This window comes from Phenylobacterium sp., from assembly GCF_024508875.1.
In the GTDB taxonomy this organism is placed as follows: domain Bacteria; phylum Pseudomonadota; class Alphaproteobacteria; order Caulobacterales; family Caulobacteraceae; genus Phenylobacterium.
In genome coordinates, this window is sequence record NZ_JANINU010000345.1 from 1 (window position 1) to 16,973 (window position 16,973).

The 16,973-nt window shown below is 68.9% G+C and carries 18 protein-coding genes and 1 pseudogene; 10 read left to right on the top strand and 9 right to left on the bottom strand.

The window, feature by feature from the left end; all coding sequences use genetic code 11:
• The coding region (locus Q0L11_RS23020) for a hypothetical protein (protein WP_296600432.1) at nucleotides 1–391 on the bottom strand (391 nt) is incomplete at its 3' end.
• A 180-nt stretch (nucleotides 392–571) separates the two neighbouring features.
• Between Q0L11_RS23020 and pyrE the strand changes: the two genes are divergently transcribed.
• The 5 genes from pyrE (at nucleotide 572) to Q0L11_RS23045 (ending at nucleotide 4,050) form a co-directional block, all read left to right on the top strand.
• On the top strand, nucleotides 572–1,156 hold the full coding sequence (gene pyrE / locus Q0L11_RS23025) for an orotate phosphoribosyltransferase (RefSeq protein ID WP_296600435.1): 585 nt from the start codon (nucleotides 572–574) through the stop codon (nucleotides 1,154–1,156).
• 85 nt (nucleotides 1,157–1,241) lie between these two features.
• Entirely contained in the window at nucleotides 1,242–2,000 is a 759-nt protein-coding gene (locus Q0L11_RS23030; protein WP_296600436.1) for a pyridoxine 5'-phosphate synthase, read from the top strand.
• Nucleotides 1,997–2,395, top strand: a complete 399-nt coding sequence (acpS, locus tag Q0L11_RS23035; RefSeq protein WP_296600437.1) for a holo-ACP synthase — start codon at nucleotides 1,997–1,999, stop codon at nucleotides 2,393–2,395. The genes Q0L11_RS23030 and acpS overlap by 4 nt, the downstream gene beginning before the upstream one ends.
• Before the next feature lie 104 nt (nucleotides 2,396–2,499).
• Complete coding sequence (locus Q0L11_RS23040; RefSeq protein WP_296600439.1) at nucleotides 2,500–3,678, top strand: acyl-CoA dehydrogenase family protein; 1,179 nt, start codon at nucleotides 2,500–2,502, stop codon at nucleotides 3,676–3,678.
• A gap of 51 nt (nucleotides 3,679–3,729) precedes the next feature.
• Nucleotides 3,730–4,050: a hypothetical protein gene (locus Q0L11_RS23045; RefSeq protein WP_296600440.1), complete on the top strand. Its 321-nt coding sequence runs from the start codon at nucleotides 3,730–3,732 to the stop codon at nucleotides 4,048–4,050.
• Nucleotides 4,051–4,059: 9 nt separating this feature from the next.
• On the opposite strand, the gene Q0L11_RS23050 is transcribed toward Q0L11_RS23045, so the two are convergent.
• The 3 genes from Q0L11_RS23050 to Q0L11_RS23060 all read right to left on the bottom strand — a co-directional run bounded on the left by Q0L11_RS23050 (nucleotide 4,060) and on the right by Q0L11_RS23060 (nucleotide 6,675).
• Nucleotides 4,060–5,310, bottom strand: coding sequence for an MgtC/SapB family protein (locus Q0L11_RS23050; RefSeq protein WP_296600441.1), 1,251 nt, complete (start codon nucleotides 5,308–5,310; stop codon nucleotides 4,060–4,062).
• A gap of 85 nt (nucleotides 5,311–5,395) precedes the next feature.
• Nucleotides 5,396–5,767 carry a nuclear transport factor 2 family protein gene (locus Q0L11_RS23055; protein ID WP_296600442.1) on the bottom strand — a complete coding sequence of 124 codons (372 nt, stop codon included), beginning with the start codon at nucleotides 5,765–5,767 and terminating at the stop codon, nucleotides 5,396–5,398.
• Nucleotides 5,768–5,781: 14 nt separating this feature from the next.
• Nucleotides 5,782–6,675 (bottom strand): EamA family transporter, encoded by an 894-nt coding sequence (locus Q0L11_RS23060; RefSeq protein ID WP_296600443.1) that lies wholly within the window; start codon nucleotides 6,673–6,675, stop codon nucleotides 5,782–5,784.
• Between the two features lie 311 nt (nucleotides 6,676–6,986).
• Here Q0L11_RS23060 and lepB point away from each other — a divergent pair, with 311 nt between their 5' ends.
• Genes lepB through recO form a run of 5 tightly spaced genes read left to right on the top strand, consistent with a single transcriptional unit; the run spans nucleotide 6,987 to nucleotide 10,984 of the window.
• On the top strand, nucleotides 6,987–7,769 hold the full coding sequence (gene lepB, locus Q0L11_RS23065) for a signal peptidase I (RefSeq protein ID WP_296600445.1): 783 nt from the start codon (nucleotides 6,987–6,989) through the stop codon (nucleotides 7,767–7,769).
• A gap of 10 nt (nucleotides 7,770–7,779) precedes the next feature.
• Complete coding sequence (gene rnc / locus Q0L11_RS23070; RefSeq protein WP_296600447.1) at nucleotides 7,780–8,475, top strand: ribonuclease III; 696 nt, start codon at nucleotides 7,780–7,782, stop codon at nucleotides 8,473–8,475.
• Nucleotides 8,472–9,407 carry a GTPase Era gene (era, locus tag Q0L11_RS23075; protein ID WP_296600449.1) on the top strand — a complete coding sequence of 312 codons (936 nt, stop codon included), beginning with the start codon at nucleotides 8,472–8,474 and terminating at the stop codon, nucleotides 9,405–9,407. Before rnc ends, era begins: the two co-directional genes overlap by 4 nt.
• A 36-nt stretch (nucleotides 9,408–9,443) precedes the next feature.
• Nucleotides 9,444–10,253, top strand: a complete 810-nt coding sequence (locus Q0L11_RS23080; RefSeq protein ID WP_296600450.1) for an arylamine N-acetyltransferase — start codon at nucleotides 9,444–9,446, stop codon at nucleotides 10,251–10,253.
• A complete protein-coding gene (gene recO, locus Q0L11_RS23085) occupies nucleotides 10,253–10,984 on the top strand; it encodes a DNA repair protein RecO (protein ID WP_296600452.1) in 732 nt (243 codons plus the stop codon). The genes Q0L11_RS23080 and recO overlap by 1 nt, the downstream gene beginning before the upstream one ends.
• A 27-nt stretch (nucleotides 10,985–11,011) precedes the next feature.
• On the opposite strand, the gene Q0L11_RS23090 is transcribed toward recO, so the two are convergent.
• The 5 genes and pseudogenes from Q0L11_RS23090 to Q0L11_RS23110 all read right to left on the bottom strand — a co-directional run.
• Nucleotides 11,012–12,415 (bottom strand): aldehyde dehydrogenase family protein, encoded by a 1,404-nt coding sequence (locus Q0L11_RS23090; RefSeq protein ID WP_296600453.1) that lies wholly within the window; start codon nucleotides 12,413–12,415, stop codon nucleotides 11,012–11,014.
• 44 nt (nucleotides 12,416–12,459) lie between these two features.
• Nucleotides 12,460–13,950 carry an NAD(P)/FAD-dependent oxidoreductase gene (locus Q0L11_RS23095; RefSeq protein ID WP_296600454.1) on the bottom strand — a complete coding sequence of 497 codons (1,491 nt, stop codon included), beginning with the start codon at nucleotides 13,948–13,950 and terminating at the stop codon, nucleotides 12,460–12,462.
• A 68-nt stretch (nucleotides 13,951–14,018) separates the two neighbouring features.
• Complete coding sequence (locus tag Q0L11_RS23100) at nucleotides 14,019–14,765, bottom strand: DsbA family protein (protein WP_296600455.1); 747 nt, start codon at nucleotides 14,763–14,765, stop codon at nucleotides 14,019–14,021.
• A gap of 28 nt (nucleotides 14,766–14,793) precedes the next feature.
• On the bottom strand, nucleotides 14,794–16,185 hold the full coding sequence (locus Q0L11_RS23105) for a M48 family metalloprotease (protein ID WP_296600456.1): 1,392 nt from the start codon (nucleotides 16,183–16,185) through the stop codon (nucleotides 14,794–14,796).
• A gap of 110 nt (nucleotides 16,186–16,295) precedes the next feature.
• Nucleotides 16,296–16,973: pseudogene (locus tag Q0L11_RS23110) on the bottom strand (ribonuclease E/G); the annotation flags it as partial.

Genomic DNA, 16,973 nt, shown 5'->3' on the forward strand with positions numbered 1-16,973 from the left:
ACTTCACGTCCAGGTGCTTGGATGCCTCGTCGCGGCTGCCGCGGTACTCGTTCAGCGTGGCCAGCCAGACGTGCATCAGGGCGTGCGCATGGCTTAGGCTATGCAGTTCGCAGACGTAAAGCAGCTCGTCGCCGTTGCTCTTCCAGAACTCGGGCGCGGGCAGGCCGTCGTCGAGGCCGGCGGCGAATTCCCGATACTGCGTCTGAAGAATATAGTCGAAGTTCCTGTAAAACGTGACGATTTCTGGCCGCCACATCTGGCGCGTCTGCTTGTATGGCGTCGACCCGACGAGATCGACGCTGAGGAACAGGCGCAAACGCGGCTTCAGGCCCTCCGGAAAGTCCGGCGGAAACACGCGCCGTTCCTTGGCCGCGCAATCGTCCACGCTCACAGCGTCGCCCGCGCCTTCGCCGGAAGGCGACGCAGGGGCGCCGAAAGCGGCGATGAACCGCTCAGTGGCCGTGGTTCTTACGTCCATCGGTCTTCTGAACTGCCTTGGTTGGCGGACTGCACCATCACGGGGTATCAGGCTGCATCCTTGCACCGACATGTTGCCGAGAAGCGAACGCCGATGAACACCGAAGCTGTCCTGGAAGAATTCCGTGGCGCCGGGGCGCTCCGAGAGGGCCATTTCATCCTGGCCTCGGGCCGCCACAGCCCGATGTTCCTGCAGAAGAACCTGGTTTTTCAATACCCTGACCGCACCGAGCGGCTGTGCAAGGCGCTGGCCGCGAAGATCGAGGCCCAGTTCGGCAAGCCGGACGTGATCGTGGCGCCCGCCGTGGGCGCGATCATTCCCGGCTACGAGGTGGCGCGCGCGATGGGGGTGCCGTCCATCTACGTGGAGCGCGAGGACGGCAAATTCCGCCTCCGCCGGGCGTTCAAGATCGCGCCGGGGGCCAAGGTGGTCGTCGTCGAGGACGTGATCACAACGGGCGGCTCGTTCCGCGAGGCGGTCGAGCCGATCGAAGAGGCCGGCGGCGTGGTGGTCTGCTGCGCTTGCATCGTGGATCGCTCGGGTGGCCGGGCCGATGTGGGCTGGCCCCTGGTGGCGCTGGCGACCGTGGACGTGCCGTCCTACGCGCCCGACGAGATTCCGCCCGAACTGGCCGCCTTGCCCGCCGAGGAGCCGGGGTCGAAGCGTCTGCGAGGGTGATTGGACTGGGGCGTGCCGGCGGAATGGGACTGGCTTCGGGCCGCCGGAGCCCTCATCTGAGCCGTTCTATTGGGAAGGGGACCGCATGGGCCGCCTCAGACTTGGCGTAAACATCGACCACGTCGCCACGGTGCGCAACGCGCGCGGGGAGGGCTATCCCGACCCGGTGCGGGCGGCCGAGATGGCGCTGGCCGCCGGCGCCGATGGGATCACCGCCCACCTGCGCGAGGACCGGCGGCATATCTCGGACTTCGACATCGACGCGCTGGCCGACATCTGCCGCCGTCGGGGCCGCCCGCTGAACTTCGAGTGTGCGGTCACCGCCGAGATGGAGGCCATCGCCCTGGCCCACCGCCCGCACGCCGCCTGCCTTGTGCCCGAGCGCCGCGAGGAGGTGACGACCGAGGGGGGCCTCGACGTGGTCCGCGGGCAGAACACGATCGCGCCAGTCGTGCGCCGACTGGTCGACGCCGGCATTCGCGTTTCGCTCTTCGTCGATGCGGACGAAGCCCAGATGGTCGCGGCCAAGGCGGTGGGCGCCCAGGTGGTGGAACTGCACACCGGCGCCTACTGCACGGCGGTCCGGGAACGGAAGCCGCAAGCGGAGGTCCTGCTGAACAACCTGCGGATCGCGGCCGCTAAGGCGTACGAGCTCGGCCTGGAGGTCCACGCCGGCCACGGCATCGACTACGAAACCGTGAAGCCTGTCGCGGCGATCCCGGAGCTGACGGAGCTGAACATCGGCCATTTCCTGATCGGCGAGGCCATCTTCATTGGCCTGGGGCCCGCCATCCAGCGGATGCGCGCGCTGATGGACGAAGCGAGAGCGACGAAAGCGGCATGATCATCGGCCTCGGTTCCGACCTCTCCGACATCCGCCGCATCCAGGACAGCCTCGACCGGTTCGGCGACCGCTTCAAACAGCGGGTCTTCACCGAGCTGGAGCGCACGCGGTCCGACCGCAAGGCCGACGCGGCCGCCAGCTACGCCAAGCGCTTCGCCGCCAAGGAGGCGTGTTCGAAGGCGCTGGGCACCGGCATGCGGCGCGGTGTGTTCTGGCGCGACATGGGCGTGGTCAACATGCGCTCGGGCCAGCCGACGATGGCGCTGACCGGCGGCGCGGCCGAACGGCTCAAGGAGATGACTCCGCCCGGCATGAAGGCGGTGATCCATCTGACCCTGACCGACGACCACCCTTACGCCCAGGCCTTCGTGATCATCGAGGCGCTGCCGGAGTAGGGGGCCTCCACCCCTCCTGCTCGTCACGGCGGGGCTGCGGGGCAGGCGCCATCGACTGCCCCAGCGTCACTCCGCCACGAGGCGGCGCGAACAACGGAGGCGGCATGAGTTCGGTCAGCGAGGCGCAGGTCCAGGACATCCGGGGCAAGGTCGAGGCGTTCGTCCGCGACGTGGTCGCCCCCTACGAGAAGGATCCGCGCTGCGGCGCGCATGGCCCGTCCGAGGACCTGGTCCGCGAGCTGCGCGACCTAGCCCGGAAGGCCGGCGTGATGACGCCCCACATCCTCGCCGACGGCAGTCACCTTACCCAGCGCCAGACCGCCGTGGTCCTCCAGGCCTCGGGCCTCTCGCCGCTGGGCCCGGTCGCGGTCAACACGGCCGCGCCCGACGAGGGCAACATGTACCTGCTGGGCAAGGTGGGCTCGCCCGAGCAGAAGGAGCGGTTCCTGAAGCCGCTGGTGGAGGGCCGCGCGCGCTCGGCCTTCTTCATGACCGAGCCGGCCGACGAGGGCGGCGCGGGCTCGGACCCGTCGATGATGCAGACCACGGCCCGGCCCGACGGCAATCACTGGGTCATCGAAGGCCGCAAGGCCTTCATCACCGGCGCCGACGGCGCGGCCGTCGGCATCGTCATGGCCAAGACGGAGGAGGGGGCGACCATGTTCCTGGTCGACCTGCCTGACCCCGCCATCCGCATCGAGCGGGTGCTGGACACCATCGACAGCTCCATGCCCGGCGGCCATGCGGTGATCAGCCTGGATAGCCTGCGCGTGCCCGCCGACCAGATGCTGGGCGCCAGCGGCGAAGGCTTCAAATATGCCCAGATCCGCCTATCGCCGGCGCGCCTGTCGCACTGCATGCGCTGGTACGGCGCCTGCGTCCGCGCCAACGAGATCGCCTCCGCCTACGCTGTGAAGCGCCAGGCCTTCGGCAAGGCGCTGATCGACCACGAGGGCGTGGGCTTCCAGCTCGCCGACAACCTTATCGACCTGAAGCAGGCCGAACTGATGATCGACTGGTGCGCCAGCGTGCTCGACACCGGCGCCCTGGGCACGGCCGAGAGCTCGATGGCCAAGGTGGCGGTGTCGGAGGCCCTGTTCCGCGTGGCTGACCGCTGCGTCCAGGTAATGGGTGGGACGGGTGTCTCCGGCGACACCATCGTCGAGCAGGTGTTCCGCGAGCTGCGCGCCTTCCGCATCTACGATGGCCCGACCGAGGTCCACAAATGGTCGCTCGCCAAGAAGATCAAGCGCGACGCGCTGCACGCCGCAAAGCCCGGCTAGGTTCGATGCGCCGTCGGGCCTAGGCTGGCGCGCATACGGGGAGGAACCGAGATGCGCCGCATAATCATCGCCGCCTTGGGGCTCGCGCTGGCCACGCCGGCCTGCGCGGATACGCTTCAGGAGCTGACCACCAAGGGTGGCGTCCTCAGCGTGCAGGGCATGGATATCGACGTGAGCTACACGCCCGACGGCAAGTTCACCGCCTTGGGCGGCCAGGTCACGGGCGAGTGGCGCATCGACGGCGACAAGCTCTGCACCAAGTCGAATTTCGATCCGAACGAGTCGTGCGTCGAGTATCCGAAGGGCAAGAAGTCGGGCGACAGTTTCGACGTCACCGGTCCGCAGGGAACGGCGACAATCACCATCAAATAGGCTCCAGCCTCAGCCCGTCAGGGCGGGAAGCGCGCCTGCCCACGCGGCCGCGGCGACCAGCAGCAGGCCGGGGACCACACGCATCGCAAAGGTTCGCCCTCCGGCGGTAGTGGCGAACACCACCTTGCTGGCCGTATTCGCGGTGAGACCCGCTAAGATCGGCAGCACGGCGCTGTCGGGCGTCATGGCGCCTGACGCCACGAGGGCGGCGACCGAGATCGCGGCGGCGTGCGTGTCAGCCAGCCCTGCGACGGCTGCGGCGGCCACCGAGCCGAGATCCCCGAACCATATCCGCAGCGCGGCGGACGCCAGCATGACCACCGCCAGGATGGCGCCGAACGTCAGCGCCGCCACCACGCTGATAGCCTTCCCCGGATCGGCGGACTCGGCGGCCGTGTGCCTGAAGCCGATGATCGTGAACACGATGCCATAGGCGGCCGCCGCGACGCCGGCGGCGAGCAGAGACGGTGTCAGCGCCTGAAGGGTCGGAAGGCTGGTGGCGGCCAGCACGGCCGCCATCTGCAGCACCGTGGCCAGCGTGGAGAGCACCGCGCCGGCCACCGACGCGCCCAGGGTCTCGGGCGCGCTCGCCGCGCGTGAGCCCATGGCGCCGATCGTGGCGGTGCTGGAGACGAACCCCGAGGCGAGACCGGCGATGGGCAGGCCGAAGCGCGGACCCAGGGCGCGCACGGCGACATGTCCGACCGCTCCGATCGCCATCACGAGGATCACGAGTTTCCAGACGGTGCGCGGATTGACCGCGAGGAACGGCCCCACACCGCGGTCGGGCAACAGCGGCAGCACCACCAGGGTCGCCGCGCCCAGCAGCAGGGCGGCCTCGAGCTCTTCCTCGGTGAGCACGTCGGACACGAAGTGGTGCAGTCGGCTTCGCCCGGCGAGCAGGATGGCGAGGCCAACGCCGACCGTCGCGGCGAGTTGCGGCTGGCTCATGGCCAGGGCGCCGATGAAGGTGGTGACCACTAGAGCGATCTCGGTGGTCAGTCCCGGATCGCCGTCCTTTCGGGTGCGCCAGTAGCTCAGGGCCACCAGGGCGCCGATCACCGTGGTGGCGGCGACCAGCATCAGTACGCCGCCCAGTAACGCGCTGAGCGCGCCGGCCAGGGCCGCGACGGTGAATGTGCGGATGCCGGCGGCGGTGGGATCCGGCTTGGCGAGCTTGCGCCGTTCGCGTTCGGTCCCGATCAGCAGGCCGATCCCCAGCGCGACGCCCAGCTTCACCAGCAGTTCGGTATCGACCATGCCGCCATTCGTTCACCGACCGCCGCGTTCGGCGAGGGGTTTCAGCCCGGCTTTAGCAGAGTTGCGCGCGATTTGGCGCTGGGGTTCAGGACGGCCGACGCACCTGGCCGGGGTCATAGAAGAACACTTCGCGCCAGACCTTGTCGCCGCGCCACTCCTGCCAGGCGATCTCCTCGAAGCTGTTCACGTGCCCCTTCTTCGAGGTGAACGTGAAACGCCAGTGGATCGCGACGCGATCGCCGTCCACGACGACGGGGCTGACCAGCTCGGTCTTCACCTCGGCCTGGCGCGCCAGCATCTGGGCCTCGCCGGCCATCAGCACATCGCGGCCGACGCGCGGCGCGTCCTGGTTCTCCTGCATCGAGGCGTCTTCGGCGTACCAGTCGCGGATCGCCTCCACATGATCGCCGCGCAGCACCTGGTTCACAAAGGCCATGGCGGTCTCGCGGCTGGGCATGTGGGCGCTCCGGATCAGGCGGCTGCGGCGCGGCGCTGGGCGAACCGCGGCCAGAGGGTGTTGAGGGCGAGGCCACTCAGGACCAGCACCGCCGCGGTGAGTTTCCAGCTCGACAGCGGCTCGTGCAGCAGGATCGCCGAGGCGCCCATGCCGAACACTGGGACCAGCAGCGACAGCGGCGCGATGGTCGCCGCGGGATGGCGCGCCAGGAGCCAGGCCCAGGCGGTGTAGCCGAAGATGGTGTTGCCCACGGACTGCCAGAGCACAGCCGCCCAGCCGCCCAGGTCGGCATGCCGGATCGACGCCATGACCAGCGGGCCTTCCTTGAAGAGCGCCAGGGCCAGCAGCGGCGGCGCCGAGAAGACGCTGGCCCAGACCACGTAGGCCAGCATGTTCACCGGTCCGGCGGCCCGCTGGACGGTGTTGCCGCCCGCCCAGGCCAAGGCGGCGCAGAGCACCAGCCCGAGGCCGATCGGCGTCACCTCCGCATTGGTGTGGATCATGAGCCAGCCCAGGCCGGCCGCGGCCAAGGCCAGAGCGCCGAGTTGGTAGCCGCGCAGGCGCTCGCCAGCGATGAGCATGGCGAAGCCGATGGTGAAGAACGCCTGCACCTGCACGACCAGACTGGCCAGGCCGGGCGAGATCCAGGCGCGCATGGCGATGTAGAGCAGGCCGAACTGGCCCACGCCGATCAGCACGCCATAGGCCGCCAGGTTCCACCAGCTCACCTTGGGCTTCTTCAGGAAGAACACCGCCGGAAGCACGGCGAACGTGAAGCGCAGCGCCGCGAACGTCAGCGGCGGGAACTCGGCCAGGCCCCACTTGATGACCACGAAGTTGGTCCCCCAGACGGCGACCACGACCAGGGCCAGCAGAAGATGCAGCGGGGGCAGGGCGTCGCGGTTCATCGCCCCTACATAGGCGGGCGAGCGCGGCTGTCACCGGTCCAATCCGCGCCAACTGGCCCTTGATCATCGGATCGGGCGCTTCCGCCATGCCGGACGATGCGTCGCTCGCGCCCGGGCGACCGATCGCCACCTCTCAGATTGTTCACGGGCGCGGAACTTGCTCTCAGGTTAGGGAGCAACGGCGGACGCGGGATTCCCGTGGCCGCGAACCTTTGAATCCGGGCCATTTTGGCGCAGGACATTCCGTCCTCGGCCAAAATGCTCTAGGGCAGGCGACTGTTTCGGGACGCCGGAACGCCCAGGAACCACATATGAGTCAGAACGTGCAGAGCGCGCAGACGCCCGAGAAGTCCGGCGCGGTGAACGAGATCGTCGAGATCTTCAAGACGATCTTCTGGGCGCTGCTGATCGCCCTCGTCCTGCGGGTGATCTTCTTCCAGCCCTTCACCATCCCGTCGGCGTCGATGGAGCCGAACCTCTACGAGGGCGACTACATCATCGTCTCGAAGTTCAGCTACGGCTACTCCAAGCACTCCATCCCGTTCAGCCCGCCGCTGTTCAACGGCCGGGTCCTGGAAAAGAAGGCGCAGCGCGGCGACATCGTCGTCTTCAAGCTGCCTAGCGACAACCGCACCGACTACGTCAAGCGCGTGATCGGCCTGCCGGGCGACCGCATCCAGATGAAGGCTGGCCTGCTTTACGTGAACGACAAGCTGGTGCCGCGCCAGGCGCTGTCGCCGGTCCGCGAGGACGTTGGCGGCGGCTATATCCGCGACGTGGCCCGCTTCGAGGAGACGCTGGCGACCGGCAAGTCGTTCGTCACCCAGGACTTCGGCACGGACGGCGAACTCGACAACACCGACGTGTTCGTCGTGCCGGAAGGCCACTACTTCATGATGGGCGACAACCGCGACAACTCGTCGGACAGCCGGGTGAACCCGGCGATCGGCGGCGTGGGCTATGTTCCGGCGGAAAACCTGGTTGGCAAGGCGCAGATCATCCTGCTGTCGTGGAAGCCGGAGGCGTCGATCTTCAAGCCCTGGACCTGGGTGCTCGACGCGCGTCCCAGCCGGTTCTTCAAGGTCCTGAAGTGATCGACCGCCCATGAACACCCGCGTCGCGGCGGTCGAGGACCTCGAGCGCCGCATCGGCCACACCTTCGCCGACCGCGCATTGCTGGAACGGGCGCTGACGCACGCCAGCGTCGGCGACCGCCGCCCAGGGGTGCAGCACAACGAGCGCCTCGAGTTCTTCGGGGACCGGGTGCTGAACCTGCTGGTCGCCGAGGAACTGCTGGACCGGATGCCGGAGGCGCGCGAGGGCGAACTCTCGGGCGCCTTCCATAAGCTGGTGAACCTAGAGACCTGCGCCGAGGTCGCCCGCAGCATCGGGTTGCCGGCTGCGCTGCGGCTGGGTGGCGGCTCGTCGAAGACGGGAATCCGCACGGCGGACCGGGTGCTGGGCGACGCCTGCGAGGCGCTGATCGCCGCGATCTATTTCGACGCGGGGTTGGAAGCGGCCCGCGCCTTCGTGCGCGAGTTCTGGGCGGCGCCCTTCAAGGCGCTCCACGAACCTGAAAAGCAGAACCCGAAGGTCGTGCTTCAGGAATGGGCGCTGGCTCACAAGCTGCCGACGCCGATCTATCATGTCATCGAGCAGACCGGGCCGAGCCACCGGCCGCTGTTTACCATTGAGGTGTTCGTGCAGGGCTTTGAGCCGGTGAGAGGACAGGGCGGCTCCATCCGCGAGGCGGAGAAGGTCGTGGCCGAACGGTTGCTGACGAAGATCAACGCGCAATGACCCAGCACGCCGGCTTCGCCGCCATCATCGGCGCCCCCAACGCGGGCAAGTCCACCCTCACCAACCGCCTGGTGGGGGCGAAGGTCTCCATCGTGACCCAGAAGGTGCAGACCACGCGCTTCCCGGTGCGTGGCGTGGCGATCGAGGGCGAGACGCAGATCGTCCTGGTCGATACCCCCGGCATCTTCCAGCCGCGCCGCAAGCTGGACCGCGCCATGGTCCGCGCCGCCTGGGGCGGGGCCGAAGATGCGGACGCGATCGTCCACCTGGTGGACTCGGTGGCCGAACTGGCCGCCGCGTCCAAGGACGGCAAGCCCGCCGACCGTCGCGCTGCCGCCGACGTCGCGTCGATCGTCGAGGGCCTGAAGGCATCCGGCCGCAAGGCGATCCTGGCGCTCAACAAGATCGACGGGATGAAGCGCGAGACCCTGCTGGGGCTGTCGCAGAAGCTGTTCGAGACGGGCGTCTATTCCGAGGTCTTCATGATCTCGGCGGCCGACGGCTCTGGCGTCGACGACCTCAAGCGCCGCCTGGCCGAGCTGATGCCGGAAGGCCCTTGGCTCTACCCCGAGGACCAGACCGCCGACTTGCCGGCGCGCCTTCTGGCCGCCGAGATCACCCGCGAGAAGCTGTACCTGCGGGTGCACGAGGAACTGCCCTATTCGGCGGCCGTCGAGACGACCGCGTTCCAGGAGCGCAAGGACGGCGGCGTGCGGATCGAACAGACGATCTACGTCGAGCGCGAGAGCCAGCGGCCGATCATCCTCGGCAAGGGGGGCCAGACCCTGAAGTGGATCGGCCAGAAGGCGCGCGAGGAGCTCTCGGAGCTGCTGGACCGGCCGGTGCACCTCTTCCTGCACGTGACGGTCGACGAGCGCTGGGCCGACAAGCGCCAGTTCTACGGCGACATGGGCCTGGATTTCGACAGCTAGGATGACGGCCGGGACGGGGCGTCCTAAATGGCGGCGATGACCGATCTCGACGCCTACTTCGCCCGCATCGGCTATTCCGGGCCCCGGGAGCCCACGCTGGCCGTGCTGCGCGAGCTCCACGCCCTGCATCCGGCGACGATCACGTTCGAGGCCATCGACTGCCTGCTCGATCGCGGGATCGACCTGTCGCCCGATGCGGTGGCGGCCAAGCTGATCCAGGGCGGTCGCGGCGGCTATTGCTTCGAACAGAACGGCCTTTTCTTCCGGGTGCTGCAGGCGCTGGGCTTTCAGGTGACGCCGCTGGCCGGCCGGGTGGTGTGGAACCTGCCGCCCGGGCCGGCGCGTCCCCGGACCCACCGCGTGACGCGGGTGGAGCTCGACGGCGAGAGCTGGATCGCCGACGTGGGCTTCGGCAGCGCCATTCCTTCCGAGCCCTTGCGGCTTGCGCCGGGCCTCGTCCAGGAGACCCGTCACGACACCTATCGCCTGACTGCCTATCCGCCCGGCGTCGTCCTCGAGGTGCTGCGCGACGGCGACTGGCTGCCGGCCTGGCAGATGCCGCTGGATCCTTGCGAGGAGGCCGATTTCGAGCTGGCGAACTGGTGGACATCGGCCCACCCGAGCAGCCACTTCCGCCACAACCTGCTGGCGGCTCGAACGGCGCCCGAGGCCCGCTACGCACTGCTGCACAATCGGCTGACGATCCGCCCGGTCGGGGGCGCGCCGGTCAAGGAAGTCCTCGACGCCGACGGCATCGAGCGCGCGCTCCGCGACGTCTTCCGCCTGCCGGTCCAGCCCGACTGGCGCCCCCTGATCGAGCGCGCCGCGGCCTACGCGGGCGAATGATGGAATTCGAGGACGACGCCTTTGTCCTGGCCGCCCGCGCTCACGGCGAGTCGGGGGCGATCGTCGAACTCCTGACCCAGAACCATGGGCGGTACGCCGCCCATGTGGCGGGCGGCAACTCGCGGCGCGTGCGGCCCTTCCTGCAGCCGGGCGCCCAGGTGGTGGTTCGCTACCGCGCGCGGGTCTCCGACCAGTTGGGCTCGGCCAGTCTGGAGCCGGTGGGCGAGGGCCCCGCGGCGCTGTTCGACGACCCGCTGGCCCTGGCCGGCCTGGCGGCCGCGGCCTCCGTGGCCGCCGGGGCGCTGCCGGAGCGGGAGCCGCATCCCGGCGCCTACCTTGCCTTCGAGGCGCTGAGCGGCGCGCTCGCCATCCCGGAGATCTGGCCGGCCGTCTTCGTCCGCTTCGAGGCGGGGCTGTTGCAGGACCTAGGCTTCGGCCTGGATCTGTCGAAATGCGCCGCGACCGGCTCCACCGACGACCTGATCTATGTGAGCCCTCGGACGGGGCGCGCGGTGAGCCGCGACGCAGGCGAGCCCTACAAGGAGCGCCTGCTGCCGCTGCCCCCGTTCATGCTGGGCGCACAGGCGGGACTGGCGTCTGGCGATGTGGGCGCGGGCCTCGACCTCACGGGACATTTCCTGGAGGCCTTCATCTTCGGCCCTCTCAACCGGCCGCTGCCGCCGGCGCGGCTATGGCTGCTGGACCGCCTGCGCGAGGCCGACAGGCTGTAGCCCGCCGGCCCCGGTCGGCGACGACCCTCAGCGGGCCATGTTCAGCACCTGGACCTGGGTGAATTCCTTCAGGCCTTCCTCGCCCAGCTCCGAGCCGATGCCCGAGAACTTGGCGCCGCCGAAGGGCAGGTGGGGTTGCAGGTCGGCGTGCTTGTTCACCCAGACCGAGCCGGACTCCATGGCCTCGGCCAGGGCCCAGGCTTTCTCGCTGTCCTTGGCCCAGATCGAGCCGCCCAGGCCGTATTCCGACGCGTTGGCGCGGCGCACAGCGTCCTTCGGGTCGGAGTACTTGATCACGGGCATCACGGGGCCGAACTGCTCTTCGTCCACCAGCTTGGAGCCCTCGGCGATGTCGCGGACCACCGTGGGCTCGATGAAGTAGCCCTTGTCGCCCTTGCGGCCGCCGCCCGCGATGACCTTGCCGTCCTTCTTGGCGCTGTCGAGGAAGCCCATCACCTTCTCGAACTGCTGCTTGTTCTGCAGCGGGCCCATCTGGGTGCCCTGTTGCAGGCCGTCGCCCACGACCATGTTCTTGGCCAGCGTGGCGAACTCGTCGCACATCTGGTCGTAGATGCTCTCGTGGACATAGATCCGCTTGGCTGCGATGCAGACCTGGCCGGCGTTCTGCATGGCCGCGCCGAACACCTTGGGCGCGGTCTCCTTGGGATCGACGTCGTCCAGCACGATCAGCGCGTCATTGCCGCCCAGTTCCAGGGAGATGCGCTTCAGCGCGTCGGCGGCGCTGGCCATCACCTTCTTGCCGGTCTCGGTCGAGCCGGTGAAGCTGATCTTGCGCACGCCCGGGTGCTTCGTCAGTTCGCCGCCCAGGTCGTTGGCGTCGGCGATGACGTTCACGACGCCCGGCGGCACGATGTCCTTGATGATCTCGCCGAACTTCAGCGCCGTCAGCGGCGTGGTCGGCGCAGGCTTCACGATCACCGTGTTGCCGGCCAGCAGGGCGGCGGGGACCTTGAAGGCCATCAGCATCACCGGGAAGTTCCAGGGGATGATGCAGCCGACGACGCCGAGCGGCTTGCGACGCACCTCGATGCGCGACTTGTCGTCGTTGGCGACCACCTTGGGCGACAGGTCCAGGGTGGAGAAGTAGCGGAAGAAGGCCGAGGCGCCGAAGACCTCGCCCATGGCGTCCTGCAGCGGCTTGCCCTGTTCCTGCACCAGCAGGCGGGCCAGGTCCTGGATGTTGGCCTGGATGGCGTCGGCGATGGCGACCAGCACCTTGCGGCGCTCGTCGATGGGCGTGGCGCTCCAGGCGGGGAAGGCGGCATTGGCCGCATCGACCGCCTTGTCGAGCTGGGCCTTCGAGGCGCGGGCGCAGGTGGCGACCACCTCTTCGGTGGCGGGGTTCAGGACGTCGAGCTTGGCGTCGCCCTCGACCAGAGCCCCGTTGATCAGCAGCTTGTACTCGGACATGGGATCCTCCTTGCGTCGTTCTGTTCGCGGCGTCGTCCGGGGCGTCAGGCCGCGGCGCGCACGCGCTCTTCGTCGGCGGTCGGCGACACGCCGACGGCATTCAGCATCCGGTGGCGGTCGGTGTCGCCCAGCACGGGGTAGAGCTCGGCGTTCGCCGCCTTGCCCCGCGCCCACACACGGACGATCTTGGCCAGGTTCCGCGGCCGCTTCAACCAGGCCTGGGGATGTTCCAGCATGTGGAAGCCGCGCAGGAACTCGCGCAGCAACTGCACGTCGTCGCGGATCGCGATCGCCACGCCGTCCTCAAGGAAGCTCTTCAACACCTTGGTGCGCAGGGTCGCTGGCCTGGGCGGCAGAAGTGCGGCGCGGGCGCGGCGGATCGCCGACTGATCGGCCTTGCGCATTACGTCGTAGTAGGGGCGCAGCTCGCGCTCGAGGCCGGCGCGATAGATCAACAGGCGTTCCGCCGGGTCTCGCCCCGCTATCAGCGCATCCCGCAACACGTAGGCGCTCACCGCCGCGAATGAGCAGCCGCGCCCATAGAGCGGGTTGGTCCGGACGACGCAGTCCCCGACCGGGAAGAAGCCGAGGACCGCGGGCGCGCCGTTGGGCGCCAGTTCACGCCACCGGCTTTCCAACTGGCCCATGCCAAACACGCGGCTGGTCGGCTGGGCGCGTGCGCGATCGATCCACGGCACGAGCCCCGGCAGTTGGCGGCAGACGGCGTCGAAGACCTCGGGATCGACGATCGCCTTGCGCATTTCCTCCTCGACCTCGGGGACGCATAGCGTGATCGAGAAGCAGCCATTGTCGCCCGGAAAGACGCCGAACTTCAGGAACCCCAGGTCGCCGGTGGTGGAGCCCATGCCGCGCGGCGGCTCTTCCTGGCCGGGGAGGAGGCGATAGTGGCGGGTGAAGTAGATGACGCCGCACGGCTCTGACGTCTCCGGAAACGCCGCGCCCATTCTTCCGAGCCACTCGGGCGCCTGGGAGGTCCGGCCCTGGGCGTCCACCACCAGGTCGGCCGACAGCTCGGTCCCGTCCTCCAGCACCACGCCCGTTACCCGAGGCGGGGAGCCTGCGACGATCTTCAGGTCGCTGACGAAGGTTTGCGGCCGCATCGTCACGCTGAGAAGCGTCTCGACGTAGCGGCGCATCACCAGCTCCAGCGTCGTGCGCCGACTGGTTAGAATGGCAAGGTCGCCGTCGATAGGCGCCGGCACGTAGGCCTTCCTGTGCTGCGCTGTCAGCGAGCCTTCGAAGCCCAGTTCGCGGACGCCGGCTTCGTGCAGCGCGGCGAGCAGCTCAGGATGCCTGTCGCGCACCAGCGTGCGCAGGCGCGCCAGGAACGCATGGCTGTGGCGCAGATGGCCGACGCCGCGCCGCTGCCAGTCCTCGAACGCTGCATCGGGTCCCCCGGCAGGCGGCGGAGGGTCGCGGTCCAGCACCGTGATTTCTCGGTCCGACCCTGCAAGCGCCATGGCGGTCCACAGACCCGCCATGCCCGCGCCGATGACGATCACCTTCTCGACCATGCCGTTCCCCGCAACGATTGGACGGGTAGCAGTCTAACAGAGGCTCGACTTGACGTCGGGTCCGGACCCTAGGTCGGCGAGCCCGACGGACGCTTCATGGCGCCGGACTTCACCTTGGCCAGGGCGGCGCGAACCGCGCCGATGTCCGCGCCGGGGATCACGTAGTCGCCCACGACAAAGGCTGGCGTACCCTGCAGGCCCAGCGCGCCGGCCAGCAGGCGGATCTCCTGGAGCTGGGCGGCGATGGCGGGATCCTGCGCCGCCTTCCGGACGGCGGCCGGTTCCAGGCCGGCCTCGGTCAGGTGGCGATCCAACGCGGCCTCGTCGAGGCCCTTGTCGGCCATCCAGGCCTTGTAAAGCTGGATGCCCTTCTGTTTGCCCTGGGGCGTCAGGGCCATCTTGGCGGCGGTGTCGGACACCTCGCCGAAGATCGGGAACTCCTTGAACACGAAGCGGACGTCCGGATTCTCCTGGATCAGCTTCACCACCTCGGGGGCCACGACTTTGCAGTAGCCGCAGCGGTAGTCGAAGAACTCGACCACCGTGAACTCCCCGTTCGGGTTGATGACGAGATCCCTCGGATCGCGCTCAAGCTGCTGGCGATACTTCTGGACGGTGCCCGCCTGCGACTTCGCCTGTTCCAGCATCTGCTTCTGGCGCAGCTTGACGACCGCCTCCTCGATCACCTCGGGGTGTTCCAGGAGGTAGGCGCGCACCTTGGCGCCGAAGGCGGGATCGGCCTCGGCGGGCTTGTTGCAGGCGGAAAGGGCGAGGGCGGCCGTCAGCGCGACGGCGAGGGGGAGGGCGGGCTTCATCGGGTCTCGGTCAGGTGGGAGCGTCGGCTCAGCGGGTGTTGCCGGCGATCGAGCCCTCGCGGGCCAGTTCGCGGAGGTCCTCGCGGGTGGGTTCCGCCACCAGCACGATGTCGGTGGCGCGTCGCCATTCGGGCGTGCCTCGCGTCAGCATTTCGCGGGCGCGCATGGCGAAGACGCGGGCCTGGCGCTTGTCGCCGACGTTGAAATTGTACTCGGCCGTCGCGAGGCGGGCGAGGCCGTCCTCGCCGAGCTTGTCGTAGGCTTCGGCCAGGATGCGCCACGCGACAGCGTTGTCTTCTTCCTGGGTTAGAGCCCGCTTCAGTTCGGTGACCCCTTCGGCGATCTTCTTCTTGTCATCGAGCGCGATGAGAGTCTGGCCAAGGTTGACCCGAAGCAGCGGCGCGCCCGGTTTCAGTTCGACCGAGCGCCGCTGCGGCGCCTCGGCCTCCTCGGTGCGGCCGAATTCGAACAGGATCTGGCCTTTAAGTTCCCAGAGGTAGGGGTTATCCGGGTGATCCTGAAGCATCGCGTCGATCAGCTTCAGGGCCCGGTCGGGCTCCTTGAGCTGGTAGTAGGCGATGGCGCGGGCGTAGCGCGAAGGGAAATCAGTGGCCTTCTCGTCGTACTTGGTGATCGCCATCTGCGGATTGAGGAAGCCGTCCAGCTTGGCCTTCATGACCGCATGCTCGGCCATGGCCTCGGGACTGTCCTTCTTGTTGTAGTTGGGCTGGGTCTCGACCTTGCGGCGCAGGCTCTCGATCCGGTCCGACGAGATCGGGTGGCTGCGGAAATAGGCGTAGCGCCGCGCCTCGTCGAAGACCTCCTGGTAGCGGAAGTTGTCGAAGAAGTCGGCGAGCCCCTTGCCGGACAGGCCGGCCTTGTCGAGCAGGGTGGCCCCTGCCTGGTCGGCGCGGCTTTCCTGTTCACGGCTATAGCCGAGGGCGCCGATCGTACCGAAATAGCTGGCGCTGCCCGCCAGGCCCGCGGCGGCTTCGGGCGCGCCCGCGATGGCGGCCAGCACGCCCAGGCCCATGGTCAGCAGGAAGGGCTTCATGCCGGCCGCCTGCATGTCGCCCGAGCGGGCGCTGTGGCCGGCGGCGAGGTGGCCGACTTCGTGGGCGATGACGCCCTGAAGTTCGTTGGGGTCGTCCGATTCGAGGATCAGACCGGTGTTGAAGCCCATGATCCGCGGCGCGGCGAAGGCGTTCAATTCCTTGTCGCCGACGATGATGATCTCGACGTTCTTCGGGTCGATCCCGGCGGCGCGCAGAATCGGATCGGAGTCCTTCATCAGGATCTCCTCGATTTCGGTGTCGCGGATCAGCGACTGCGCCTGGGCAGGCGCGGCGCCCAGCAGCAGGGCCGCAGTGGCCCCCGCCGTCAGCGCGAGGCGCGAAACCGAGCGGAATGGGGAGATCATGCTCGACACTCTGTCCGTAACCGACGCCCCCAGCCCACTGGGATGCTAGCCCGGTCCCGCCAAAGTTGGAAACCGCTTTGGCGGGACGCAGGCTGTCACATGGTCACGTCCTAGCCGCGGCGCCACCAGCCGCGGCGCGGCTTCTCGGCCGGACCCGAAATTTCATTCGGATCGGGCTCGCGCGGAGCGGCGGCCACGGGTTCGGGCTCCGGTTCGGGCGCGGGCGCGGGCGGCGGAGGCGCTGCTTCCAGGACCGGCTCGGGCGCCACGGCTTCGGCGGCCACGGCGGCCGGCGCCGCCTTGCGGCTACGCGAGCGCTTCGGCTTGGCAGGCGCTTCCTCGACGGGGGTGGCGACCGGCTCCGGAGCGGCCTCGGCCTCGGGCTCGGCGACGGCGATCGCTTCCGCCACCTCGACCGCCGGCGCGGCCTCGGCCTCACCGCCGCGGCCACGGCCACGGCCACGAGTGCGGCGCGCGCGCTTCGGCCTTTCCTCGGGCTCGGGCAGTTCTACCCAGACGTCATCTTCCTCGGCGACGCCGCGGGGCGCGGCTGTGGCCGCAGGAGCGGGTGCTGCAGCCTCAGCCTTCGGCGCAGGCGCTTCGGCCTGGACCGGCGCGATCTTCATGTCCTCGGCCGGGTCGTACCAGACGAACGGATCGTCACCGTAAGGCACCCACGGGCGGACCCAGGAGAAGGCGTCCTGCGGACGGAAGTCGTCGCGCATCCGGCGCCCGCCGCGGCGGCCCCGGCGGCGGCGGCGGCCGTCGCGGTCTTCGTCGCTCTCGGC